The following is a 22,577-nucleotide window of genomic DNA, read 5'->3' as shown; positions in this document are numbered from 1 at the left end:
CCTCTCGACACCATTCGAATCCGTACCACAGGAGGCAGCTTTGACATTGGTCCAGATGCATCGAATCCCAGCCGTACGCGACCTCACGACCAGGGCCGGCACCCTGGACACGACAGACTTGCGGGTCGGTGACGACATGACCGTCGAAGTGGCCCTGTCCGTCATGGTCGGTGCCGGCGTGGCGCACCTCCTGCTGTGCGACGCGGACGACGAGCGCACCGGTTCGGTCACCTGGGCCGAGCTCGCCGCACACCGCGACAGCTACGCCTACACCGACCGCATCCGTCTGCGGGACGTCGTCGGCGCTCCTCTCACGGCCCCGGCCCCCTCCCCCTTCTCCCTTTGAGGCATCATGCGCTGTGTCATCGCCCGCTATCCGTTCGAACTGACCAGGGACGGAGTGCTGACCGCGATGGCAGGCGTCCGACCACAACCGGTCATCGGCGACGCCGTGACCATCGGCCGCCGCCGCTATCCCGTGATGCAGGTCGGTGAGGTCATCACCCGACAGGACCGCCGGGACTTCACCGGCGGCGAGGTGACCCGGGCCATGGCCCGACTGGGCTTCACATGCCACAGCCGCCCCGAGCCCCCTGCGCCCTCGAACACTGATGCGTTCACTCCCCTCCGGGTCGCCTCGGCATTGCTCGGGAGCCCCAGCCCACAGCACACGTGACGCCTCGGTCGCGAGGGGACACAGCCGCCCGTCGTGAACTCCGGTCGAACAGTTCGGGTTTGCGGAGGTGATCGGCCGGGTTGGGACGAGGGCTGAATGCCGGATGGTGTGTGCCCGCGCCGAGCTGAACCCGATGACCGGGGCTGCTGACGCGCGCCCTGGATGACGCGCGCGCCGGAAGCGGACGCGCCTTCCTCATCGTCGATCTCCGTGAGGTGGCCGTCATGGACGGAAGCATCCTGGAGCCGCTGTGCACGGCGGTCTGCTGGCTATGGGTCCGAGTTGGGGGCGGGGCGACAGGCTCGCTTCAGGTCAGCTCGCCTGCCGGACGGCGTTCGCGACCGCACCGCTGCGTCCATGTTCCCTACGGGCCGTCTCCAGCAGGCGCCGCCAGGAGATGACCGTCGGCCGTCGGCGCAGCAGAGCCCGGCGTTCCCGCTCGGTCATGCCGCCCCATACGCCGAACTCGATGCGCTGGTCCAAGGCGTAGGCGAGACACTCGGTCCAGACACCGCAGCCGCTGCACAGCGCTTTGGCACGGTTCTGTGCGCCACCCTCGACGAACAGGGCGTCTGGGTCAGCCGTCCTGCACAACCCTTGCTCACTCCAGTCCGTCTTCGCCATCTCGCTTCTCCCCTGATTCATCCTGCGAGTTGCCTGCTGCCCTGAGCAACAGGCATATGACGTTACGTCGTCGAGCGGATCGTTCCTGCAACTGCTCCTCTCCGTCACACCTTCGGGTGACCGAAGCTTGCCTCCTGAGAGGCGAGCGACTACGGGGCGCCTGAAGACGACTCCGCCGGGAGGAGGCGGGTGCCGTCGGTCGTGATGCCTTCGGCGTGGGCATCGCCCCGCATATCATCCTCGCTGTGACGGCAGGTCCGGAGGCAGCGCGCACCGAGTACGCCCAGCATCGCTGGGGCGCCGCCCGTGACCTCTTCGCCGCCGCGGCGAGCGCCGATCTCACCGCCGTAGACCTGGAACGGTGGGGGCTCGCCGCGTTCCTGACCGGGCATGACGCCGAGTCCGACACCGCGCGCGAGCGGGCGCACCACGCCTACGCGCGGGCGGGAGACGTCGACGGCGCCTGCCGCGCGGCGTACTGGCTGGCACTCGCACTCACGCTGCGCGGCGAGGCGGCCCGCGGCGGCGGATGGTTCGGACGTGTTCGCAGCGTCCTTGACGGACATACCGTGACCGACTCGGTGTGGACCGGGTTCCTGCTCGTACCCCGCGCCATGGCCGCGTTCTTCGCCGACGACCTACCGACCGCTCTCAGTGTCGCCGAGCAGGCGATCGGGTACGCCGGGCGGTTCGGCGACCCTGATCTGGCCGTCCTCGCCCACAACGCGCACGGCCAGGCCCTGGTGGGCAGCGGCGCCGTCGAAGCCGGTCTCTCCGAGCTGGACGAGGTGATGGTCCGCGTGACCACCGCCGAGGACGTCTCGCCGCAGCTCGTCGGCCTGGTCTACTGCGCGGTGATCAACACTTGCCGGGACGTCTTCGAGTTGCGCCGCAGTCGGGAGTGGACCAGCGCGCTGAGCCGGTGGTGCGCGGCGCAACCGGACCTCGTCCCCTACCGCGGGCAGTGCACCGTCCACCGCGCCGAAATCCTCCAGCTCACCGGCTCCTGGCCGGAGGCGGACGCTGAGGTCGCCCGCGCCTGCGCGCAGGCCGAGACCCTCACTGGTGACCCGGCCACCGGGATGGCGCTCTACCAGCGCGGTGAGCTGCTGCGGCTGCGTGGCGACCTCGTCGCGGCCGAAGCGGCGTACCAGGCGGCGATCCGCGTCGGGCACGACCCGCAGCCCGGCTTCGCCCTGCTACGCCTCGCCGAACGGCGAACCGGCGCAGCGCTCGCCGCGATCCGCCGCGCCCTCGACGAAGCGAGCCGTCCGTCACTGCGCGCACGCCTGCTGCCCGCGCACGTCGAGATCGCGCTGGCCGCCGACGACGTCGAAGCGGCACGGCGCACGGCCGAGGAGCTCGTCGAGGTCTCCGGCCGGCAGTCCGCCCCGCTGCTCGACGCGGCAGCCCAGCAGGCCGTCGGTGCCGTCCGGCTCGCCGAGGGTGACCCGTCCGCGGCGCTGCCCTGCCTGCGCCGCGCCCGGTCGCTGGCCCAGGCGATTCCGGCCCCTTACGACGAGGCCCGCTGCCGCACCCTGATCGCCCTCGCCTGCCGGGCTCTCGGTGACCACGAGAGCGCCGAACTCGAATTCGGCGCGGCCCGTTGGACGTTCGAGCAACTGGGTGCCGTACCGGAGGTCGAGCGGATGGACGGCCTGGCCCGCCGGTCCGCACCACCCGCCCGTCCCGCTGGGCTGACGCTGCGGGAGGTCGAGGTCCTCAGGGCGGTGGCGACCGGCGCCACCAACAGGGCGATCGCCGAGGCGATGTTCCTCTCGGAGAAGACGGTCGCCCGGCACGTCGCGAACATCTTCACCAAGCTCGACCTGTCGTCGCGGGCCGCGGCCACCGCGTTCGCCTACGAACACCACCTCGTCTGAATCCAAGGGCGATCTGCATAGTTCTGCCGATGCGGACGACCACGTCCAACTCCTACGGTCACCACAAACGATTCGACCCGGGAGCCGACATGAGCAGGGGATATGCCGTCGCGTACGCACTGAACCTCACGCCTTGGGAGCGGGCCGGCACCAGCGGTGCGGCCGCCCTCGACAAGCTGATCGCCCGCGCCGAGACCGAACTCGGCGGACCGGGACGCGCACTCGACCTGGGCTGCGGATCCGGGCTGCACCTGGTCACCCTCGCCCAGCGCGGTTGGCGGGTCACCGGCGTGGAGCTGATCGGCAAGGCCGTGCGCCGCGCCCGCGCCCGCGTGGCCGACGCCGGCGTCGAGGCATGTGTCCTTCAGGGCGACGTCACCGCGCTGGACCGCACCGAGGTCGAAGGTCCGTACGGCCTGCTGCTGGACATCGGTTGCTTCCACGGCCTGGACGACGAACAGCGGGCCGCCATGGGGCGTTCGGCCACCGCGGTGGCGGCGCCGGACGCTCTGATGATCCTGCTCGCGTTCCGGCCGGGCGCCGTGCCGAAACCACTGCCACGCGGCGCCGACGCCACGGACATCGAGACCGCGTTCCCCGGTTGGCGTTTCATCGACAGCGAGCCGGCACCGACCGAGGGGATGCCGGCGCCGCTGCGCAAGGCGGCGCCCACGTTCCATCTGGTACGGCGCACCGGCTGACACGCTCTGCCAGAGGGAAGACTCCGGTCCTCTCAGCCGAGGCCGATACCTGGGCGTCGCCGTCGTGGTCCTGCCCTCGGACGCCTCTAGGGGCCGGAAACCGAACCTGGTCTTCGTGAACGCATCCGCGCGTCGCCTCCGTTGCCAACGTTCCCATGGGAACGTTGGCCATCCGGCGCCTGCCTACCCTCTCTGGGTGCTGGAAGCCCCGTAACAGCAAGGTTGTCAGTGCGTGGACTGCGCTGTGCGCTACTTGGAGCACTACGGCCTGTTGCGCCGACGCCGACCGGACGGCCGCTACGAACGCGTGGCCCCCCGCCACAGCTGGAACAGCGACAACACGGTCAGCGACCTCTTCCTCTTCCAGTTGCAGCGGCACTCCGACCACCACGCGAACCCGCTGCGCAGGTACCAGACCCTCCGCCACTTCGACGAGGCGCCCCAACTCCCCTCGGGCTACGCCACCATGATCGTGCTGGCCTGGTTCCCGCCGCTGTGGCGCCGGGTGATGGACCACAGGTTGATGGCGCACTACGACAGTGACCTGACCCGGGCAAACCTCCATCCGCCCCTGCGACGCCGCCTCTTCGGCGGCACGGAGGCAGCGTCCGCCGCGGCACCGGACACCCGGCCAGACGCTCGCCACGCCGGCTGACGGCTGAGCAGGGCGAACCAGTACGCGATGCCGATCAGCACTTCCAAGGCCGAGGAGGAAGATCTGTGGCCTTTGGAGGAGGCTGATGACTCAAAGGCGGTGCTCCGGCACCCGTTCAAGCCCCTTTCCCCGGGAACGACGGACTGTCAGTTTCTGCCGGTGACGGTTCGGTGGAGGTGGTCGAGGGCGGAGGGGACGACGGTGCTGCGGTGCCACGACAGCCACAGGCCGACCTGCCTGCCGAGTTCGTGCAGCGCGCCGAGGCGGTCAGGCGACAGATCGTTCAGCGGCCGTTCGTGATGGGAGGAGATCATGCCCCTCACCGCGCCGTTCGGAGCGAGCAGCGGCACGCTGTGACAGGCCTGACTGCCGGCGTCCAGGATCGTCTTGCGGGAGCCTTCGTCGAAGACGTCGGAAGCTGCGACATCCTTGACGGTGACTTGCCGGACCTCTTCGGCGGCCTGCGCGCAGGAGGTCGTAGAGGTCGCGACGAACGCGAAGTAGTCGGTGAAGGGCCGGTCCAGGCCGGTATGCCTCTCCATACGCAGGATGCCGTTCTCCACCAGCTGTACGTTGCCCATCTCGGCACCCGTGAGGCGCAGCGTCTGCTCCAGGGCGGTCTTGAGGACAGCGCCGTAGCCGACTCGTCCCGGTCCGCTCGCCCGCAGCGCGGGCATCGACGGCTCCGGTCTGCGAGGACGGCTCGGCGCCCAGTGCGGGGCCTGCGCCTCGGGGGTGGGAAGGCGCACCGCGACGTCGGCAAGGACATGGAGCTTGATGTTGAATCGCTGAGAAGTAGTGCGCAGCAGGTCGAAGGCCTCCTGCCGGGAGGGGATCCCGTAGCGCGACATGAGCAGTTCCTCGGCGCGGGCGACACCGGTGTGGGCCAGTCTCCGGTTCCGCTGCCCGATCGCGTCCTCCCCGGTGTCCTGTACGGCGTCCTCGGTGCCGGGGTGCTCCCCGTCCGACGGCTCGACAGGACTACTGGGGTACTCGCTCACGTCGGGCCTCCTGATCTTCGCTGCGGCCGTACGACAGCACACGGCTGCGCCGCGCGCACGAGCGCATCATGCGGTGCCTCCGGCCGAGACACCTGGCCCCACTGTATGCATGCCCGCGCTACAGCTCTCAGGAGAGGTGTGCTGACTTGGCCCGGCAGTGGCATACAGGGGGCGAGGAGGATGGTTCAGGGCGAGGTTGGTTCGTCGAGTCCGTGTGCCGACCGGTCTCCGGCCTACGCGCCTGGTGGGAGTCGTGATCCGGCCCTCGGCGAGTGCGAGGACGTCGTGGCGAGTGGCTGCGGTGCACGGCCCGAACCGACCGCAGGGCTTGACCGGTCGGCGGCCGTCTACGCGGTCAGCCAGCGGTGCAGGGCTTGATGAACCTCTGCGGGCAGGGCGCTGATCTGGTCGATGGCTTCGCAGTCGCCGGGCAGCGGGGCGATGCCGGCCGCGGTGAGCACCGCGTGCAGTTCCAGCCGGCGCAGATCACGCGGCTCGATGTGACGGGGCAGCCGGTGCGCGGGGTTGGGGGGCGGCAGCAGGTGGTCGTCGGTGTGGAGAGTGCTGATCAACGAGTCGGTCGTCAGGGTCATACCGCGCTCCTTGCTCACGGGGGGTGTCGTTGTCGATGTGGGAGAGGCGAGTTGGCCGGTTGTCAGTTGCGGTCTGCGCGAGCTACCACGCGAAGGATGCAATCCGATGGTTGTCATATCCGCCGCTGTGCAGGCGGCGACAAACATGCGGCGCTGCATCACGATCACGATCACGGGCGCTGGGACGCGCGCCCTTCCGGTCGGCGGAGGCAGGCGGCCGCCTCCTCTGCGGCCTGCATCTGGGCGCACCAGGAACACTCCGCATCGGCTCTCGCGAAGCAGCCGTCGTCATGAGCAAAGGGCTCGACCTGTCCGGCGCGCACGCCGGAAACGTACTCATCGTGCTGGGGGTGCTCGTTCATGACGTTGCCAACCGGCACCGGCCCGGCCTGGTTGCTGTCCGTGACAGTGCGCCCACGGTCCTGCAAACACCTCGTGACACTGTGGCCACTACGCAACATTCGTGCGGCGCGCGTTTGAGCACAGGGTTCTGCGACGAACCGACTGATCTGGTTCAGGTGCAAGGAGCGTGCGGCGTGGGGCGCGGCAGCGTGAGAATCCCATCGACCGTCTCTGCCACTCGGGCCTGTTCTTTGAGTGCGTCCAGCCGTTTCAAGAGGGCGTAGCCCTCTACGAGGACGGTCTCGTGTCCGCCGTAGGACTCCAGGTTGATGACGGCAGCCTCGACATGCCGGATCTCGGACACGAGCATCGCCACCGCGTGGCCGCGAGCGACCGCTGTTCCGACGCGGGGGTAGAGCATCGGCAGGAGTTCGACACCGCTTGCGTTGCGGATCGTGTCGGCGTCACTGCCGCCGATGGCTTCCATCCGCTTTCTGGCATGTTCGATCACGCGGACGAGGATGCGGAAGTCCGCCTGACTCAGCTCAATGGCCGCGGGGGCATCTTTGAAGTCGGAGGCAGGTTCGTCCCGTCTTCGCTTCGAGAACCACGCCACTGATGCTCCCTCGTAGACAACCGGAACCCTGAGAGATTTATATGCCAACCATTGCTGGATAGAAACTATCCGTACGCGATCAGTCGTACTCAACGGGGTCGGTGGCGCTGACCGAGTGGTCGAGATGGGAGTGGTCGCGACGGAGTGGTGTCGGTCAGACCCGATCCGGGTCTTGCTGTGCCGGCGGTAGGGCCCGGAGCCGCTGTTCCGTGCGCTCGAGCCAACTCCGGTACCACTGGGCGAAGTTCTGTCCGGACGGCCTGATACCCAGGTCCGCCGGCCTCAGGTCCTCCCAGATGGCACCCCGGTGCGGGCCCGTCATCACCAGCAGCGACGTGTAGCCGCATCCCTGCTCGCTGAGGAACACCGCTCCGGCCTCCTGAGCGTCACTCAGCTCCTCGTAGCGTGCGTCCCATGCCGCGTACGCGCGACGGAACGCCTCGTCGGACGCGAAGGCGTCCGTCTCGGGCTCCTGCGTCTCGAGCGAGTCGAGTTCCTTCTGCAGCGCCTCGGCCACGAAGGGCTGTCCGGCGAACCGGGCCATGGTGGGCTGCCCGGGGAAGGCGAGTCCGACGCCGCGCCATTGCCACCCGTCGTCGCCCGAAACCGGCGTCAAGAGGCCGTAGTCGGGGCCGGCGCCGCCGCCTCCGACACGGAGCAGAAAGCTCCGGTACTCCACCGGCAGGCCGATCCCCAGGTCCGCCTCCAGCGCCCGCAGCTCCGCGTCGTCCATGACCGGACTCAGCCGAAAGCCGTGGCCTCGCGCGCCGAAGATCTTCGACGCCCCGGGGTGGTCGGCCAGTCGGAGCACCCGCTCCCTGACCCCCGCCCACATGTCCTCGATCATGGGCACACGCTAGTGGTACACCAAGCGCGGAGACACGCGATTTTCACTGCGCTGGAGTTCGACTTTCGCAGCGCTGCAGTTCGACACATTCCATCGGCCGCCGGCCGTACGTCGCCCGCCAAGGCCACCGCCGTGTCGCCGTCACGTGGCGGTCGGCCAGGTCCGCAGCAAGGCGGCGATCCTCCCGGCGGTGCAGGTGGGATCGAGCAGCAGGTCCTTGAGGGCGACGGCGTCCTCGCGGGCGGGCTTGACGGTGACGCCGGCGGCTTCCAGGTACATGACGCCGGAGGCGGCGGCGACGGCCATGTTGGAGCGCTCCAGCCAGCGGCACCGGCCCAGCGTGTGCACGAGGGCGGCGGCTTTGGCGTAGGGGCCGTCGTAGACGGGCTGCTCGAACAGCTCGGCCCGGTGGCGGGCGACCGCCGAGACGGGAACGCCGTAGTCGTCGGGAGCCGGATCGTCCGCCCCGGCGGCCTCGGCGACCTGAAGGATCCAGGGAACGTCGATGTGCAGGTCCATCAGGCCGCGCGCGCTCCCCCGGGCGACTGCTGGGCCTCTTCGGCCTCGTCGAAGACGCTCTGGTGTTCGGCCAGGAAGCGGGAAGCCGCGTCCACCGCCCGGGCACGCAGACCGCTGGCATCGTCCTGCACCAGCCTGGCGAGGTAGTCGCCGATACTCAGCCCCAGATCGGCAGCGCGTTTCCGCGCGAGCTCCGCCACGTCCTCGTCCACGCGGGCACCCAGCTGTGTCTTCGCCATGCACCACATGGTAACAGCTGTTACCGCACAGAGAAGCCGGAGCCGTAAGCAACACCGTCGGCGCACCCGCTTTGGCACCTCGGCCACACTCGCCACACCCGCAACACCCAAGGTCAGCGCGGGAACCGGGCGCCACCAGGCACTTCCCCGGAAGCCGCTGCGCGGGGCCCGCGGGCCGCATAACGTGCGGAATCCCGAACCGCTCCCCCACGCCCGCGGTCCGCACCTCTTGGGCCCCGACCACCAGGAGATCTTGGGATGTCGTCCGACAGCTCCGAGTTACACCCGGCGCAGCACCGGCCCGCCCGGCACGCCTTTCCCACCCGGGGCCCGGGCCCTCAGTCGCATCGCGCGAGCGAGGTCCGGGTGCCGGCCCGCGTCCGTTCGTGGACGGGCCCACACCGCGATCTGCGGTTGCTGCGACGGGCGAGCCGCCGACTGCGCCGTGTGGCGACGTTCGCCGCACTGGGCTACTTCGCCGTCTTCCTCACCCTGACCGTCCGGCTCCCCTCACTCATGACCCGCCCCGCACCCGGCGGGCTGCCCACCGGCCTTCTGCTCGCCGTCGCCCAACTCCCCGTCACCTGGCTGGCGGTGCTCCTCTACGAGTTCACCGCACGCCGGTACGTCGACCCCCTCGCCCGGCGCGTACGCCGGTACGCGTGCGGCGCCGACGACGGGGAGGGGCGGCCGTGACGGACTTCTCCGGCACCGCGCAGTCCTGGTCCCTCGTCGCGTTCTGCACGGTCGTCACCCTCACCCTGCTGCTGTGCGTACTGACCGGCCCGGACCGAGACGACCTCGCCGAGTTCTACACCGGCTACCGATCCCTGTCGCCCCTGCGCAACGGCCTGGCCATCGCCGGTGACTACATCTCCGCAGCCACCGTGCTCACCATCGGCGGCGTCATCGCGCTGTGCGGTTACGACGGTGTCGTACTGGCTCTGAGCACCTTGCTGTCGCTGCTGCTGCTGATGGTGTTGCTGGCCGAACCCCTGCATCACACCGGCCGGTTCACCATGGGCGACGCGCTGGGCCGACGCCTGTCGGGCCGAGCCGTGCGCATCACGGCCTGTGTGGTCACCCTGACGTCACTGGTGCCGATGATGGTCGTACAACTCGCCGGTGTGGGGCAGTTGCTGGCGTACGTGCTCGGCTTCACGGACAGTGCGATGCGGACGGGTTGCGTCATCGGAGCCGGCGCGCTGATGATCACGTATGCGGCCATCGGGGGCATGCGGGGCACGGCGCTGATCCAGATCCTCAAGACGGTGATGCTGCTCGGGTCCGGGCTGATCGTCGCCGGGCTCATCCTGCACACCTTCGGCTGGAACCCGCGGAGCCTCTTTCAGACAGCCGCGCGGCACAGCGGAGCCGGTGACGCCTACCTGCGCTCCGGTCTGCAGTTCGCGGGCGGCCCGCACAGGGACCTCGACATGGTCAGCACCCAGTGCGCCATCGTGCTCGGGGGCGCCTGTCTGCCGCACGTCACCATGCGCATGTACAGCGCGGGCAGCGCACGCCAGGTCCGGCGCGCGATGAGCTGGGCGGTCTCCACGGTGGCCCTGTTCATGGCCGTCGTGATCGTCATCGCCGTCGGAGCGACGGCCCTGATCGGGCGTACGGGCGTCACGGCCGCGGACGCACACGGCAACACCGCCTATCTGCTGGGCGCGCGGGCCGCGTTCGGGATGCGGCTCTCCCATGCGGAGAGCCTGTTGTTCACCACGGTCACCACGGCGATCTTCCTGACGCTGCTGGCCTCCGTGTCCAGCATGACGCTCGCCTGCGCCAACTCCCTGGCCCACGACGTCGCCGCCACGCGCCGCCCCATGGGGCCGCAGCGGGAGACGGCACTGGCCCGGCTGGCCGCACTCACCGTGGGTCTCCCGGTGATTCTGCTCGCCGTGGCGGCCCAGCACCGCAGTCTCCAGCCGCTCGCCATCCTGTCCTTCTGCCTGGGCGCCTCGGCCATCGCCCCCGCGCTCGTCTTCAGCCTCTTCTGGCGCCGCTACACCCGCACCGGCCTGCTGTGCACCCTCATCGGCGGCACGCTGAGCGTTCTCGTCCTCATCACCGGCACCAACCTCGTCTCCGGAAGCCCGCAATCGGCCTTCCCCGAGGCCGACTTCAACTGGTTCCCCTTCACCACCACCGCCCTGGTCTCGGTACCGGTGGGCTTCCTGTGCGGCGTACTGGGCACCCTGCTGACGCGCAGACGGGCACACGTGCGAGAAGGAGACCGCTACGAGGCGATGGAGCATCTTCTCCTGGCCGGGCCGTCGGGGCCCGGGACGGGATGAGCGGCACCTCACCCGGGGTCGAAGGAGGCGCGCCCGCATTCGCGTCTCATCCGAGCGTTCGACCGCGGGGCACATCTTGCTCACCCGGGGGAACGAAATGAGAGCGCGGTGCTGTGGCCACCGCATGGCCGGGGCCCCGCACGGGCAGCACTCGGCCGATCCCTACGCCGTTTCGGCCACCACGGAGCACGCACGTGAGCGATGTCGTCTTCACTGCCGATTTCACCTCCGAACGCCAGTGGGTCGCGGGGCGTTCGTGGGCCTATCCCGACGGCGGCCCGACCAACCCGGGCGACAACAAACTGGACTACCTCACCGCGGACCCGGCCTACTCCCGCACCGGCACGTTCCGCGCCACCCGTCGAACGGACGGCTGGTGGAACGCCGGTCTGCTCACCACGGAAGGAAGCGACGAGGGCTTCATGGTCCGTACCGGCGACCGGCTCCAGGCCCGGGTCTGCCTGCCCACCGGGCTCGGCGCCTGGCCCGCGATCTGGACCTGGCGGGACGGAGGCAACGAAGTCGACGTCTTCGAATACCACCCCGACAACCCGGACCTCCTGGAACTCTCCAACCACGTGCGGCAGGGCCACAGTTACCTGCGGCACCCCGCGGTGGGCCCCGGCGCGACCATCGACCTGCAGGTCACGTTCGGCCGCCGCGATGTGGTGTGGTCCCTGAACGGGACGCAGGTCTTCGCCGACGGCCACGGCGTCGGAGCCCGCTGGCACGCCTACCTGATCGTCAACCTCTCGGTCTGCGCGGGCCGTTACCACCCGCGCCCCGACCCCACGGCCACCGAACTGTCCTACCGCGTCGAAACCCTGACCGTACACCGTCCGTCGGCGCCCACCGTGCCGCACCCGGCAGTCCCGGACGCCCGCAGCGAACCGGCGACGGAAACCGGCTCCTCGTCGGGGATCGGCACCGGCCCGGCGTAGCAGGCGGCTCTGTTCGTCGGGTCAGTTGATGCGGACGATCTTCCAGAGCTGGTCGTCGACGCTCGGGTCGTTCCACTGGATGACGGCGGCACCGTCGCTGGTGGAGGACTGGGCGACGCCGACACTGAGACCGCTGCCCGCGTTCTTGACCTTGTAGTAGCCGCTGCCCGCGTCGGTGAGCGGTGAGCGTCCACTTCTGGGAGTCGCCGCTGGAAGGTGTGCTCTGGACGACGGCGGCCCCGGCGGCCGTGGAACCACTCGCGATGTCCAGAGACACCGGGACCAAGCACCTGCGCCACCCCGTGGTCGGGGACCTGTATCTCGACTGGAACGCCGTGACCTGGGCCGCCGACCCCGACCTGCAGATCATCGTGTGGACGGCGGAAGCCGGCACCCCGACCCACGACAGCCTGCGCCTGCTGGCGTCCTGGGCTGCGGACCCCACGGGAACGGTACACCGGCGCGTTTGATCATGGCCGGCGGCGGTCCTCGGCGCACCTAGAATGGCGCGAGTGACGGCAAGCTTCAGTGATATCGACAAGGCAGCCGGTGTGCTGCGCGCCGGCGGCCTGGTGGGCCTTCCGACCGAAACCGTCTACGGACTGGGCGCCAACGCCGAGGACCCCGCCGCCGTCTCGCGCATCTTCCAGGTCAAGGGACGTCCGCCGTCCCACCCGCTGATCGTCCACATCGGTGGCGCGGAGCAGCTGGACGACTGGGCGAAGGACGTGCCCGAAACGGCTCGCCTGCTGGCTGAGCACTTCTGGCCCGGGCCGCTCACCCTGGTCCTGCGGCGCGGTCCCCGCGTGCCTCTTGAGGCGACGGGCGGCTTGGAGACGGTGGCCGTGCGCGTGCCCGCGCACCCCGTCGCCCTCGCGCTGCTGTCGGCCTTCGGTGGCGGTGTCACCGCCCCGTCCGCCAACCGCTTCGGCTCCGTCAGCCCCACCACCGCCGACGATGTCCGCGCCGAGCTCGGCGATGCCGTCGACTGTGTGCTGGACGGCGGCCGGTGCGAGGTCGGCGTCGAGTCGACCATCGTCGATGCCACGGGAGAGCTTCCCGGCATCCTGCGGCCCGGCGGAGTCACGCGAGAGGATCTCGAAGCGGTGCTGGGGTATCCGCTCGCGGTTCCCACCAGCAGTGACATCCGGGTGCCGGGCCAGCATCCGTCCCACTACGCGCCACGCGCGCGGGTCGTCCTCGTGGAGCCCGAGGACGTCGTCGCCGAAGCGGAGCGCGCGCAGGCAATGGGGCACCAGGTGGGCGTCTTCCTTCCGTCCTCCTTCGCCGACGGCTCGCTGAAGGCCCACGCCGTGGTGCCGGTCCCCGATTCGATGAGTGACTACGCTCAGGGCCTGTTCGGGTTCCTTCGCGAGCTGGACCGACAGGGCTGCGACCTGATCGTGGCCTCCCTGCCGGTGGAGGAAGGACTGGGCTTGGCGATCGCCAACCGCCTCCGCCGCGCCGCGGGGCCCCGAAGCAGCGTCTGACGGACGCCCCCGTGACCAGGACGCCCTCTGCGTGGGCCTCGGCACCCCGCGCCGGTGCCTACCTGGTGAGATCCGTCGGCTTGTCGAGCCGTGACAGCTTCTGCGGATTGGATGTCGCGTAGATCCGGGTGACGCGCCCGTTCTCGACCACGAGGCTGACCGCGGCCCCTCCGCTGTCGGACGCGATCCGGATGGCGGGGGCGCCGTTGAGCCATACCGCCGTGGTCTCGAAGGCTGCCCGATCGGTGCCCGCGAGCATCTTCGCCACCAGCTCGGCACCGTGGAGGGGGGCCGGAGCGGCGGCCGTGATCCCACCGCCGTCGGCGATGAGGACCACATCCGGCGCCATGATCTCCAGGAGGTCCTGGATGCGCCCGGTGTGCAGCGCGGCGATGAAACGGTCCACGACGGTCCTGTGCTCCGACCGGCTCACTTCGACGCGTGGCCGGCGAGCGGCGACGTGCGCCCGGGCCCGCCGGGCGACCTGCCGGACCGCGGCGGGGGTCTTGCCCACGGCTGCGGCGACCTCGTCGTAGGGCATGTCGAAGACCTCGCCTCCCGCCAGCGTGGCACCTGGCTCGCCTTGGTCAGGTCCAGGTTCGCGTTCCGCGCCTGGAAGTAGCCGACGTCCAGGCACCAGCTGCAGCCGACCTGCGACGCGACGGCCATGTGCGCGAACGACTTCAGGCCCGGGTCGACGCCGTCCCAGGCCCCCACCCTCGCACCGAACTCCAGGTTGTCCTGCGTCACCCGGGGACTGTGCCAGGAGACCTCGACGTTCTCGGGCACGAGGCCCAACTGCTTGATCATGCTCTGCGCGAGCTCAGCGGGGAGCTCGGCCTTCGGGAGGCGCAGTGTCATGTCGTGTCTCCTTGTGTGGGTGCCGGTGAGGCTGTTCGGCATGAAGACACCGCCCGGCCCACACGTGTGACACCCACGGCCGCCTCGCCCCCGCAGTCGGCACGGACGCCTGCTTATCGCGTGGGGACCAACGGAAGATCGTCGGTGTACGAGTTCACCGGCTTGGCGACTTCCCCCACGGAACGGGCGTCGAGCGCGACGGACGCGGTCCTGGTCCCCAGGGTTCCGCCGGGGTGCCAGGTACCCGTGACGGACACCCAGGTGTCGGCGGGCGGGGCCGAGCCGTAGATCCGTAGCTTCACGGACTGGGCGTCGGCCGCGCAGCAGGAAATGATGATGCGGGTCAGGTACCAGCTGCCACGCTGTTTGCCGGGCGTGACGAGACCGCTCAACTGGACCGTGCGTCCTTTGATGGCCCGCGTACGGTCCTGCTGGACGCGGAGGGTGAAGTCGGTGAGCGTGATCGGAAGCGGCGAGGTGGCGGGCAGCGGGTCGAATCCGTCCTGGTGTCTGACCGCCTTGGCCGGTTCACGCGAGGCGGTGTACGCGCCGAGGGCGGGCGGCGCGTAGAGGAGCAGGCTCAGAGCCGGGAGGAACAGCAGCCACGCGACGAGGGGTGCGCCGGAATGGTCGTGCCCGTGGCCGCCCTCGCCATGAGAGGCGTGCTCGTCGTGCTTGTCGCTCCTTCCGTACGACACCGCGTCCGCCACGCCGAGCAGGATCAGGACGACGCCGGAGGCGATGAGCAGCGGGCGCATCCCCTCCTTGACATAGCGCAGGTACAGGTCGGTGAAGAGGGCGATGTGCAGCAGGCCGATCCCGCTGAGGGCGAGCAGGGTGATCTGGAGCGGACGTCTCACAGCAGTGCTCCCCCGATCAGCGCGCTGGACAGGATCGCGACGACGACCGTGGCGGCGGAGAACCGGATCGCGAAGGCCCGGCCGAAGGTGCCCGTCTGCAGGGCGATCAGCTTCAGATCGACCATGGGGCCGACCACCATGAACGCCAGGCGCGCGACCGGCGAGAATCCGCTCAGTGAGGCGGCCACGAAGGCGTCCGCCTCCGAACACACCGCCAGCACGATCGCCAGCCCGGCCAGGAACAGCACCGACAACCAGGCCGAACCGGAGAAGGTCTCCAACACGGAACGGGGCACCGCCACGTTGAACGTGGCCGCCGCCATCGCGCCCACCACCAGGAATCCGCCGGCGTGCAGGAAGTCGTGCTGGAAACCGGCCCGGAACTCCCGCCACCGGTTGGCCCCGGTCTCGTGGCCGGTGTGCCGTACGGCCGGGCGCAGCCATTCGGCGCGGCCCAGCCACAACCACAGCCAGCCCATCACCGACGCCGTGACCAGCGAGGCCAGCAGCCTGGCGGCGACCATGCCCGGCTGCCCGGGGAAGGCGACAGCGGTGGCCGTCAGCACCACGGGGTTGATCGCCGGCGCCGACAGCAGGAACGCGAAGGCGGCCGCGGGCGTGACGCCCCGGCCGATCAGACTGTTCGCCACCGGCACCGACGCGCACTCGCAGCCCGGCAGGACCACTCCCGCCAGACCGGCCACCGGCACGGCGAGCACCGGGCGATGCGGCAGCACGCGGCTGAACACCCGAGCGGGCACGAACGCGTTGATGGCACCGGACAACGCGGTGCCCAGCAGAAGAAACGGCAGTGCCTGCACCGTGACGGCGAGGCACACGGTCCGCCACGCCTGCATCGCGGGCGTCTGCAAGCCCTTGCCCACGAGGTACAGCGCCGTTCCGGGGACGATGGCCGCAGCCAGAAGGACGAGCGGCCAGCTCCGGGGCCAGCCGGGGGCTGCCTCGTCCTTCGCCGTTCTGTCCGAATCGGCCTGCTCGGCCGCCTCCGCCCGTTCCGCTGTTCGCTGCATCGCCGCTCCGCCTGTCGGGTGATCGGGGCAAACATAGCGGGCGCCTACGAACACGGATCAAGAACACGCCGACCTCGGCGACGACGCCACCGCACGGCACCACAGTGCCCCGGTGAAGTCGGGGACCGGTCGCCCGGTCCCCGGTCACGCACCGGTCAGGTCCGGTAGGCGTAGTACGCCGAGTTCGGATACGACGCGACGATGCTGGCCACCGACCTGCGGTAGGTGTTGGTGGAGTGGTACGTCACGTACGGCACGCCCTGGGGGCTGCGGTAGGTGACGATCATCGTGTGGTCCTTGGACCCGTCCTTGTCGAAGTCCATCTGCAGCACGTCGCCGACGTCCAGCTGGTAGACGTTGGCAAGGCTGGTGACTCGCTTCGAGTTCAGAGCGAACCAGGAGAACTCGTTGACGCCGACGAACGAGTCCGACTGGATGTCGGAGTTGCCGAACCACTTCGTGTAGTCGTACACGTAGCCGGGAACGTGCTTCCAGCCGCCCGCCTTCAGCGACTGGCTGACGAAGTTGGTGCAGTCGCCTCCGCCACCCTGACCGTTGAAGTTCGGGTAGGCGGGGTTGTAGTTGCTCCAGTACTTCTCCGCGTACGCGGCCATCGCCTTGTAGTCGTAGCCGCTGGCGGAGAAGTTCTTCGGGTTCGCCGGCGCGGGCCACGTGGTGGCGGAGCGAGCCGCCTGCGGCATGTTGTCGTCGGCGGTGGTCGGCGCCGCCTTGATGGACGGCTTGGCCGGCTGGTTGACCGCGAGGTAGCCCGCGTCGGTCTCCCGGATGTTCGACAGCTGCCAGTTGCCGTTGGCGTCGGCCGTGAAGGTGAGCCGGTGGTGAGCCTGGAAGCCGGTCGTCTTCGGCTCGTTGCCGCTGACCTTCTTGCCGCCGACCTTCTTGTAGGTCAGCGTGGTCGTCTCGGTGACCTGGACCGTGGCGTGCCGGCCCTGGACGACCGTCTTGTCCAGCGAGACCTTCGTGTTGCCCGCGCTGTAGCTCTCACCGAGCGCCCGCAGACGGGACTTGCGGTTCCGCAGCTGGGACAGAGCGGACTTTTCGCCGTCCGACAGCGTGGAGGACATGCTCACGTCGCCGGAGAAGCGGGACGACAGCGGCTTGTGCTGCCCCTTGCCGCTGTCCAGCAGAGCGTCCGTACGCTCGGTGAAGACCGCGTCGGCCAGCCGCTGGAAGGTGGCCTTGGTCGCGGGGTCCACGGTCGGCTGGTCGGTCCCGACCGCTGCACCCGCACTCCAGTTGGGCAGCAGCGCCGCACCGGCGACCACCGATGCGGCGGCCGCCGTCACTATGGTCACGTGACGCCGTCTGCGGCTCAGTTTCCTTGATTTCACTCGATTTTCCCCTCTGCCGGCACACCGATGTACGTGCGGGCGACGGAATCTTCGCACGCCGTGTGTAGCTGCTGTGAAGGGGGATGCGTCAGTGAAACCGGCGAAGTAGCCGCCGACGCACGGCCGTCGACCACGCCGGGTCCGGATACGTCGACCTGGCCGACGCCGCCCTGCGCGACAGGCCACCGTTCCGGCTCCCCCGCGAAAAGCGTTGGACGGGCGATGCCCGGGCTTGTAGCTTGCAGTGGATCGTGACACCACCCGAGGAGGTGAGACCCATGAACGCTGTATCGACGTGGGTGCTCCCCCGTGTGGTCACGGCCGGCGACTGAGGTAGGTGTCGTCGGGAGCGCCCCCACCACAAGGCACTCCCGAAAGGCAACACCAATGGACTCTGTGCAGTTCACCGCCGAGCCGTCGTCGAAAAGGACCCCAGGGCGCGCCGTCCACACGCCCCTCATGTACGACGTGATCATTGCCGGGTGCGGGCCGACCGGCGCGATGCTGGCCGCCGAACTGCGGCTGCACGATGTACGGGTACTCGTCCTGGAGCGGGAGACCGAGCCCGTGTCCTTCGCCCGCATCGTGGGTCTGCATGTGCGCAGTGTCGAGCTGATGGCCATGCGCGGACTCCTGGAGCGCATGTTCGCCCACGGACGGCAGCGCCCGGCCGGCGGCTTCTTCGCCGCCATCGCCAAACCCGCGCCCAAGGACCTGGATTCCGCGCACGCCTATCTGCTGGGCATCCCGCAGCCGACCGTCGTCCGCCTGCTGGAGGAACACGCGGTCCACCTGGGTGCGCAGGTCCGGCACGGTTGTGCGGTCGCCGATCTGGAGCAGGACGACGAGGGTGTGACCGTCGAACTGGCCGACGGCGAACGGCTGCGCTCGCGCTATCTCGTCGGCTGCGACGGCGGCCGTAGCACGGTACGCAAACTGCTCGGCGTCGGCTTCCCCGGCGAACCCTCGCGCAACGAGACGCTGATGGGCGAGCTGGAAGTGGACATGCCGCAGGAGGAGATCGCCGCCAGGGTGAACGAGATCCGCGCAACCCATCAGCGATTCTGGCTGCGGCCGCTCGGCGAGAAGATCTACAGCGTCATCGTGCCCGCCGCGGGGGTCGACGATCGCGCGGAACCGCCCACCCTCGAGGATTTCAGACAACAGCTGCGGGCCGTCGCCGGAACCGACTTCGGCGTGCACTCCCCGCGCTGGTTGTCCCGCTTCGGAGATGCCACCAGGCTGGCCGAACGTTATCGGGTCGGGCGGGTGCTGCTGGCCGGCGACGCGGCACACATCCATCCGCCCACCGGCGGACAGGGACTCAACCTGGGCGTCCAGGACGCGTTCAACCTCGGCTGGAAACTGGCCGCACAGATCCGCGGATGGGCACCGCAAACACTCCTGGACAGCTACCAGAGCGAACGTCGTCCGGTCGCCGAGGACGTACTCGACAACACCCGCGCCCAGATGGAACTGCACTCCACCGAACCGGGCCCGCAGGCCGTGCGCAGGCTGCTCACCGAACTGATGGACTTCGACGGGGTGAACCGCCACCTGACCGAGAAGATCACCGCGATCGGCATCCGCTACGACTTCGGCGCGGGCCCGGACCTGCTCGGCCGCCGCCTGCGGGACATCGACGTGAGACAGGGCCGTCTCTACGATCTGCTCCACCGCGGCCGCGGTCTGCTGCTGGACCGCACCGAACGCCTCAGCGTCGGTGGCTGGTCGGACCGGGTCGACCACGTCGCCGATCCCACCGCGGCACTGGATGTCCCGTGCGTCCTGCTGCGCCCCGACGGCCACGTCGCCTGGATCGGGGACGATCAGCAGGACCTCGACGGCCACCTCTCCCGCTGGTTCGGCACACCCACCGACTGAGGACGGCGGCAGCGTCGGATCCGGTTCACGCCGCCACGAGTCTCTCGAAGAAGAACTCGTGCTTGAGGAACGACGTCTCGTGCTCTCCCCCCGGGTACGGGGGGATGAGCTGAGCGGCCTGGAAGAGGCGCCAGCCGTCCTGGAGTGCGGCGACGCCGGTCTCGTACGGCGGCTGGTCGTCGTCTCCGGTGGTGGGCCGGGTCGTGCCGGTGCCGTCGTATCGGGCCCATCCGATGACCGGGGAGTCCAGGGCGGACGTGCCCAGGTACAGGACGAGGACCTGCTGCCGTACGGTGTTCGGGCTGGTCACGCGTGGCTCCTCTGCGCAGGTCGGTTCGAGATCCGGGTGGCCCAGTACTCGATGTCGAAGTCGGGGTCGGCGGACAGGACCCGCCAGAGCCTGATCCGGTTGTGGATCTCCAGACGGCCGGTGGCCTGCTCGTACCAGGGGAAGGTCCGTCCCAACTCCTCGCGCACAGCCGGGTCGTGGAGGTCCGTGGTGTCCCACAGCCGTGTCTGCGGCACGGTCGGGTTGAAACGGATCTTGTACATGTGCCGGACGGTGTCGCTGTCGTTGCGGCGGCCGCCGTGCCAGATGCCGTGGTGCAGCAGCATGACCGTGCCGGCCGGGCAGGTCAGCCGGGTCTGGCCGCGCAGGTTCTGGTACCGGCCGGTGTCCGACTCGTTGATGCGCCGCAGATGGCTGCCCGGGACGATGAGCGTGCCGCCCATGTCCGCGGTGACCTCCTGCGGGTAGTACATCAGCTGCACGTCGAAGGCGTCGGTCCGCAGGTCGATGAGGGCGTCGGCGTGCAGGGGCTGCGCACTGCCCTCGTGCGGCTCACGCGTGTGCACGAAGTGGTGGTCGACCGTGGGATCCGGGCCCACCAGGCTCTCCAGAGCGCCCGCGACCGACGGCAGTTCGACGAGCCGCCGGGCGAAAGATCCCTCGGGGAACGCCTTCGGTACGGCCGTACCGTACGGAACCGGTGCCAGTCCCTCGGCGAAGACGCCGAGCGCCTCCTCGTTCAGTTCACGGGGCACGACGCCGTCCAGGCGCAGGAAACCGTGTGCCACGAACCGCGCCACCTGGGCAGAACTCAGCAGTTGTCGTGTGGTTGACATACGGCAACCGTAGAAAGAGACGTCTGGGCTGTCGTGGGCTGTAATCAGCGATCGCTGGTAATTTTCCGCCATGACGCACTTCGTGGAGCTGGCCCTCGACCTGCCTCCGCACGTGAAGAACGCGGGGGTGGGCATCCACGGGCACGCCGGGCCTCACGAGGTGTTCCGGCTGCCGCACCTGTGGCAGCTCCATCTCTACGCCTACTCCGGGACCTTGGAGTTCGACGGCTTCCGGCATCCGATCCGCCCCGGACACGTCAGCCTCGTACCGCCCGCCACAGAGGTCCACTTCCACTACGACCGGACGCCCTCCCAGCACCTGTACGCCCACTTCGCACTGCCCGGAAACGGCGAGCGGCGTCACGTCCCGGCGATGCAGGACGCGGGCGCGGACGCCGCGCTGCTCACCGCGATGCTGCGGCAGACGGTGGCGGCGGGCACGCACTCCCCCGCACGCGCCGCCGCGGAACTCTGGACCGTGCTGTGGCGCATGACCGCCCTCGCCCGCACACCCGGAAACGGGGAGGGAGCCCGGCACCCCGCCCTGCGGGCGGCCATGGCCCACATCGAGCAGCATCTGGCGGAGCAGTTGAGCGTCCCGGACATCGCCCGTGCCGCCGGAATCTCCCACACTCAGCTCACGCGCCTGTTCCGCAAGGACACCGGGCTCACGGTCATCGGCTACATCCGGCACCGCCGGATGGAACGCGCCCGGCACCTCCTGATCGCCACCACGCTCGCCATCCCGGCGATCGCCGCGACCGTCGGCATCCCCGACCTGCAGGCGTTCAACAAGACCTGCCACCGGGAACTGGGCGCCTCACCACGTGCCGTGAGGCGCTCAGGAGGATGAGGAGGCCGCCTGCCTCGGGTGTCTACCGGTTGACGGACCGCATGCCCGCCTCGTCGTAGCGCTCACCGGCCGCCTCCGGCAGCTCCGCGTCGATGCGCGCCAGATCGTCCTTGGTCAGGACGATGTCGACCGCTGCGGCGTTCTGCTCCAGATAGGTGCGGCGCTTGGTGCCCGGGATCGGCACCAGGTCGTCGCCCTGTGCCAGCACCCACGCGATGGCCAGCTGAGCCGGCGTCACGTCCTTCTCGGCGGCGATCTCCTTCACCTTGGCCGCCAGCCGCAGGTTCGCCTCCAGGTTGGCGTCCTGGAAGCGGGGGTTCTGGCGGCGCCAGTCGTTGGCGTCCAGGTCGTCCGGGGAGGTGAACCGCCCGGCGAGGAAGCCGCGGCCGAGCGGCGAGTACGGTACGAAGCCGATGCCCAGCTCCCGGCAGGCGGGCAGCACCTCGGCCTCCACGTCCCGCGACCACAGCGAGTACTCGCTCTGCACGGCGGTGACCGGATGCACGGCGTGAGCGCGCCGGATGGTCTGCGCGCTCGCCTCGCTCAGCCCGATGTGGCGCACCTTGCCCTCGGCGACCAGTTCGGCCAGCGCGCCGACCGTCTCCTCGATGGGCACGTTCGGGTCGACGCGGTGCTGGTAGTACAGGTCGATGTAGTCGGTCCCCAGACGCTTCAGGGAGCCGTGGACGGAGCTGCGGACGTGCTCAGCCGAGCCGTCCTGCGGCCCGACCGTGCTGATGTCGCCCGGGACGGCGTCGTCCATCCGGTAGTTGAACTTGGTGGCGATCACGTATTCGTCGCGATGCCCTCGGACCGCCTCGCCGACGAGGGACTCGTTGGTGAGTGGCCCGTACATCTGCGCGGTGTCGAGGAAGTCCACTCCGAGGTCGAGGGCGTGCCGGATGGTCGCGATGCCCTCCGCCTCGTCGGTGGACCCGTAGAAGGCGGACATCCCCATGCACCCCAGGCCGATCGCCGATACCCGCAAATCCCGCAGACTACGCTTCTGCATGTCGTGTCCCAGCCTCTCCTGGTCCTTGTGCGCCGTTGCGTCCTCGACGCTATGACTTGGAGCGCACTCCATGGCAAGTCCAACGTGCTCGATGTGCTTCACACATGCTCACCGTCTGCATCCCCTGCGCGGGGTGGGGGTGAAGCAAGGGGGAGGACAGGGACGGCAG

26 protein-coding genes and 1 pseudogene are annotated in these 22,577 nt (G+C 69.6%); 12 read left to right on the top strand and 15 right to left on the bottom strand.

Translation table 11 applies throughout. The features are described from left to right. Positions 1-55 precede the first annotated feature (55 nt). The gene (locus ACQF4J_RS44060; protein ID WP_351573893.1) at positions 56-346 is read left to right on the top strand and encodes a hypothetical protein; all 291 of its coding nucleotides are present in this window, start codon (positions 56-58) and stop codon (positions 344-346) included. Between the two features lie 6 nt (positions 347-352). After that, entirely contained in the window at positions 353-676 is a 324-nt protein-coding gene (locus ACQF4J_RS44055) for an SCO5918 family protein (protein ID WP_427168314.1), read from the top strand. Between the two features lie 312 nt (positions 677-988). On the opposite strand, the gene ACQF4J_RS44050 is transcribed toward ACQF4J_RS44055, so the two are convergent. Continuing rightward, positions 989-1,300, bottom strand: a complete 312-nt coding sequence (locus ACQF4J_RS44050; protein ID WP_351573776.1) for a WhiB family transcriptional regulator — start codon at positions 1,298-1,300, stop codon at positions 989-991. Positions 1,301-1,545: 245 nt separating this feature from the next. Between ACQF4J_RS44050 and ACQF4J_RS44045 the strand changes: the two genes are divergently transcribed. From ACQF4J_RS44045 to ACQF4J_RS44035, 3 genes are all read left to right on the top strand, one after another. After that, a complete protein-coding gene (locus ACQF4J_RS44045) occupies positions 1,546-3,183 on the top strand; it encodes a LuxR C-terminal-related transcriptional regulator (protein WP_427168313.1) in 1,638 nt (545 codons plus the stop codon). A gap of 29 nt (positions 3,184-3,212) precedes the next feature. Further along, a complete protein-coding gene (locus ACQF4J_RS44040; protein WP_427168312.1) occupies positions 3,213-3,884 on the top strand; it encodes a class I SAM-dependent methyltransferase in 672 nt (223 codons plus the stop codon). 232 nt (positions 3,885-4,116) lie between these two features. Next, positions 4,117-4,539, top strand: coding sequence for a fatty acid desaturase (locus tag ACQF4J_RS44035; protein ID WP_351573785.1), 423 nt, complete (start codon positions 4,117-4,119; stop codon positions 4,537-4,539). Between the two features lie 146 nt (positions 4,540-4,685). On the opposite strand, the gene ACQF4J_RS44030 is transcribed toward ACQF4J_RS44035, so the two are convergent. From ACQF4J_RS44030 to ACQF4J_RS44005, 6 genes are all read right to left on the bottom strand, one after another. Beyond that, positions 4,686-5,540 (bottom strand): GAF and ANTAR domain-containing protein, encoded by an 855-nt coding sequence (locus ACQF4J_RS44030; RefSeq protein ID WP_427168311.1) that lies wholly within the window; start codon positions 5,538-5,540, stop codon positions 4,686-4,688. 347 nt (positions 5,541-5,887) lie between these two features. Beyond that, positions 5,888-6,133, bottom strand: coding sequence for a hypothetical protein (locus ACQF4J_RS44025; protein WP_351573791.1), 246 nt, complete (start codon positions 6,131-6,133; stop codon positions 5,888-5,890). Positions 6,134-6,647: 514 nt separating this feature from the next. Further along, the gene (locus ACQF4J_RS44020; protein ID WP_351573793.1) at positions 6,648-7,091 is read right to left on the bottom strand and encodes a hypothetical protein; all 444 of its coding nucleotides are present in this window, start codon (positions 7,089-7,091) and stop codon (positions 6,648-6,650) included. 154 nt (positions 7,092-7,245) lie between these two features. After that, the gene (locus ACQF4J_RS44015; protein WP_427168310.1) at positions 7,246-7,938 is read right to left on the bottom strand and encodes an SMI1/KNR4 family protein; all 693 of its coding nucleotides are present in this window, start codon (positions 7,936-7,938) and stop codon (positions 7,246-7,248) included. Positions 7,939-8,079: 141 nt separating this feature from the next. After that, positions 8,080-8,457, bottom strand: coding sequence for a fic family toxin-antitoxin system, toxin component (locus ACQF4J_RS44010; RefSeq protein WP_351573799.1), 378 nt, complete (start codon positions 8,455-8,457; stop codon positions 8,080-8,082). After that, positions 8,457-8,696 (bottom strand): hypothetical protein, encoded by a 240-nt coding sequence (locus ACQF4J_RS44005; protein WP_200699468.1) that lies wholly within the window; start codon positions 8,694-8,696, stop codon positions 8,457-8,459. The genes ACQF4J_RS44010 and ACQF4J_RS44005 overlap by 1 nt, the downstream gene beginning before the upstream one ends. 258 nt (positions 8,697-8,954) lie before the next feature. On the opposite strand from ACQF4J_RS44005, the gene ACQF4J_RS44000 reads away from it, so the two are divergent. The 3 genes from ACQF4J_RS44000 to ACQF4J_RS43990 all read left to right on the top strand — a co-directional run bounded on the left by ACQF4J_RS44000 (position 8,955) and on the right by ACQF4J_RS43990 (position 11,940). Further along, the gene (locus tag ACQF4J_RS44000; RefSeq protein WP_351573802.1) at positions 8,955-9,392 is read left to right on the top strand and encodes a DUF485 domain-containing protein; all 438 of its coding nucleotides are present in this window, start codon (positions 8,955-8,957) and stop codon (positions 9,390-9,392) included. Beyond that, complete coding sequence (locus ACQF4J_RS43995; RefSeq protein ID WP_427168309.1) at positions 9,389-10,999, top strand: cation acetate symporter; 1,611 nt, start codon at positions 9,389-9,391, stop codon at positions 10,997-10,999. The genes ACQF4J_RS44000 and ACQF4J_RS43995 overlap by 4 nt, the downstream gene beginning before the upstream one ends. A gap of 194 nt (positions 11,000-11,193) precedes the next feature. Further along, a complete protein-coding gene (locus tag ACQF4J_RS43990) occupies positions 11,194-11,940 on the top strand; it encodes a beta-glucanase (RefSeq protein ID WP_427168308.1) in 747 nt (248 codons plus the stop codon). Positions 11,941-11,961: 21 nt separating this feature from the next. On the opposite strand, the gene ACQF4J_RS43985 is transcribed toward ACQF4J_RS43990, so the two are convergent. Then, entirely contained in the window at positions 11,962-12,198 is a 237-nt protein-coding gene (locus tag ACQF4J_RS43985; RefSeq protein ID WP_427168307.1) for an RICIN domain-containing protein, read from the bottom strand. 5 nt (positions 12,199-12,203) lie between these two features. On the opposite strand from ACQF4J_RS43985, the gene ACQF4J_RS43980 reads away from it, so the two are divergent. Together ACQF4J_RS43980 and ACQF4J_RS43975 are read left to right on the top strand one after the other, a co-directional pair. Further along, positions 12,204-12,410, top strand: coding sequence for a hypothetical protein (locus ACQF4J_RS43980; RefSeq protein WP_427168306.1), 207 nt, complete (start codon positions 12,204-12,206; stop codon positions 12,408-12,410). 33 nt (positions 12,411-12,443) lie between these two features. Beyond that, entirely contained in the window at positions 12,444-13,430 is a 987-nt protein-coding gene (locus ACQF4J_RS43975) for an L-threonylcarbamoyladenylate synthase (protein ID WP_351804050.1), read from the top strand. Between the two features lie 58 nt (positions 13,431-13,488). Here ACQF4J_RS43975 and ACQF4J_RS43970 read toward each other — a convergent pair. From ACQF4J_RS43970 to ACQF4J_RS43955, 4 genes and pseudogenes are all read right to left on the bottom strand, one after another. Continuing rightward, positions 13,489-13,983 (bottom strand): annotated as a pseudogene (locus ACQF4J_RS43970) (RNA polymerase subunit sigma-24); the annotation flags it as partial. 421 nt (positions 13,984-14,404) lie between these two features. Next, the gene (locus tag ACQF4J_RS43965) at positions 14,405-15,151 is read right to left on the bottom strand and encodes a TIGR03943 family putative permease subunit (RefSeq protein WP_427168305.1); all 747 of its coding nucleotides are present in this window, start codon (positions 15,149-15,151) and stop codon (positions 14,405-14,407) included. Continuing rightward, the gene (locus ACQF4J_RS43960; protein WP_427168304.1) at positions 15,148-16,182 is read right to left on the bottom strand and encodes a permease; all 1,035 of its coding nucleotides are present in this window, start codon (positions 16,180-16,182) and stop codon (positions 15,148-15,150) included. The genes ACQF4J_RS43965 and ACQF4J_RS43960 overlap by 4 nt, the downstream gene beginning before the upstream one ends. Before the next feature lie 155 nt (positions 16,183-16,337). Continuing rightward, positions 16,338-17,498: an amidase domain-containing protein gene (locus ACQF4J_RS43955; RefSeq protein ID WP_351573826.1), complete on the bottom strand. Its 1,161-nt coding sequence runs from the start codon at positions 17,496-17,498 to the stop codon at positions 16,338-16,340. 423 nt (positions 17,499-17,921) lie between these two features. Between ACQF4J_RS43955 and rox the strand changes: the two genes are divergently transcribed. Beyond that, positions 17,922-19,418 (top strand): rifampin monooxygenase, encoded by a 1,497-nt coding sequence (gene rox, locus ACQF4J_RS43950; protein ID WP_427168303.1) that lies wholly within the window; start codon positions 17,922-17,924, stop codon positions 19,416-19,418. Between the two features lie 25 nt (positions 19,419-19,443). Here rox and ACQF4J_RS43945 read toward each other — a convergent pair whose 3' ends face one another. Next, positions 19,444-19,728 (bottom strand): hypothetical protein, encoded by a 285-nt coding sequence (locus ACQF4J_RS43945; protein WP_427168302.1) that lies wholly within the window; start codon positions 19,726-19,728, stop codon positions 19,444-19,446. Beyond that, on the bottom strand, positions 19,725-20,543 hold the full coding sequence (locus ACQF4J_RS43940) for a phytanoyl-CoA dioxygenase family protein (RefSeq protein WP_427168301.1): 819 nt from the start codon (positions 20,541-20,543) through the stop codon (positions 19,725-19,727). Before ACQF4J_RS43940 ends, ACQF4J_RS43945 begins: the two co-directional genes overlap by 4 nt. A gap of 70 nt (positions 20,544-20,613) precedes the next feature. Here ACQF4J_RS43940 and ACQF4J_RS43935 point away from each other — a divergent pair, with 70 nt between their 5' ends. Beyond that, a complete protein-coding gene (locus ACQF4J_RS43935; protein ID WP_351804056.1) occupies positions 20,614-21,396 on the top strand; it encodes an AraC family transcriptional regulator in 783 nt (260 codons plus the stop codon). Between the two features lie 22 nt (positions 21,397-21,418). Here ACQF4J_RS43935 and ACQF4J_RS43930 read toward each other — a convergent pair whose 3' ends face one another. Then, positions 21,419-22,408, bottom strand: a complete 990-nt coding sequence (locus ACQF4J_RS43930; protein ID WP_351573841.1) for an aldo/keto reductase — start codon at positions 22,406-22,408, stop codon at positions 21,419-21,421. Positions 22,409-22,577 lie beyond the last annotated feature (169 nt).

Source organism: Streptomyces sp. C1-1, from assembly GCF_050214755.1.
GTDB lineage: Bacteria > Actinomycetota > Actinomycetes > Streptomycetales > Streptomycetaceae > Streptomyces.
This window is presented reverse-complemented; position numbering and strand designations above follow the sequence as displayed.

Bases quoted from the DNA above. Each gene is read 5' to 3' on its own strand.
- ACQF4J_RS44060 (WP_351573893.1), top strand. From the start codon at position 56: ATGCATCGAATCCCAGCCGTACGCGACCTCACGACCAGGGCCGGCACC.
- ACQF4J_RS44055 (WP_427168314.1), top strand. From the start codon at position 353: ATGCGCTGTGTCATCGCCCGCTATCCGTTCGAACTGACCAGGGACGGA.
- ACQF4J_RS44050 (WP_351573776.1), bottom strand. From the start codon at position 1,300: ATGGCGAAGACGGACTGGAGTGAGCAAGGGTTGTGCAGGACGGCTGAC.
- ACQF4J_RS44040 (WP_427168312.1), top strand. From the start codon at position 3,213: ATGCGGACGACCACGTCCAACTCCTACGGTCACCACAAACGATTCGAC.
- ACQF4J_RS44025 (WP_351573791.1), bottom strand. From the start codon at position 6,133: ATGACCCTGACGACCGACTCGTTGATCAGCACTCTCCACACCGACGAC.
- ACQF4J_RS44015 (WP_427168310.1), bottom strand. From the start codon at position 7,938: ATGATCGAGGACATGTGGGCGGGGGTCAGGGAGCGGGTGCTCCGACTG.
- ACQF4J_RS44010 (WP_351573799.1), bottom strand. From the start codon at position 8,457: ATGGACCTGCACATCGACGTTCCCTGGATCCTTCAGGTCGCCGAGGCC.
- ACQF4J_RS44005 (WP_200699468.1), bottom strand. From the start codon at position 8,696: ATGGCGAAGACACAGCTGGGTGCCCGCGTGGACGAGGACGTGGCGGAG.
- ACQF4J_RS44000 (WP_351573802.1), top strand. From the start codon at position 8,955: ATGTCGTCCGACAGCTCCGAGTTACACCCGGCGCAGCACCGGCCCGCC.
- ACQF4J_RS43980 (WP_427168306.1), top strand. From the start codon at position 12,204: ATGTCCAGAGACACCGGGACCAAGCACCTGCGCCACCCCGTGGTCGGG.
- ACQF4J_RS43975 (WP_351804050.1), top strand. From the start codon at position 12,444: ATGGCGCGAGTGACGGCAAGCTTCAGTGATATCGACAAGGCAGCCGGT.
- ACQF4J_RS43960 (WP_427168304.1), bottom strand. From the start codon at position 16,182: ATGCAGCGAACAGCGGAACGGGCGGAGGCGGCCGAGCAGGCCGATTCG.
- rox (WP_427168303.1), top strand. From the start codon at position 17,922: ATGGACTCTGTGCAGTTCACCGCCGAGCCGTCGTCGAAAAGGACCCCA.
- ACQF4J_RS43940 (WP_427168301.1), bottom strand. From the start codon at position 20,543: ATGTCAACCACACGACAACTGCTGAGTTCTGCCCAGGTGGCGCGGTTC.
- ACQF4J_RS43935 (WP_351804056.1), top strand. From the start codon at position 20,614: ATGACGCACTTCGTGGAGCTGGCCCTCGACCTGCCTCCGCACGTGAAG.
- ACQF4J_RS43930 (WP_351573841.1), bottom strand. From the start codon at position 22,408: ATGCAGAAGCGTAGTCTGCGGGATTTGCGGGTATCGGCGATCGGCCTG.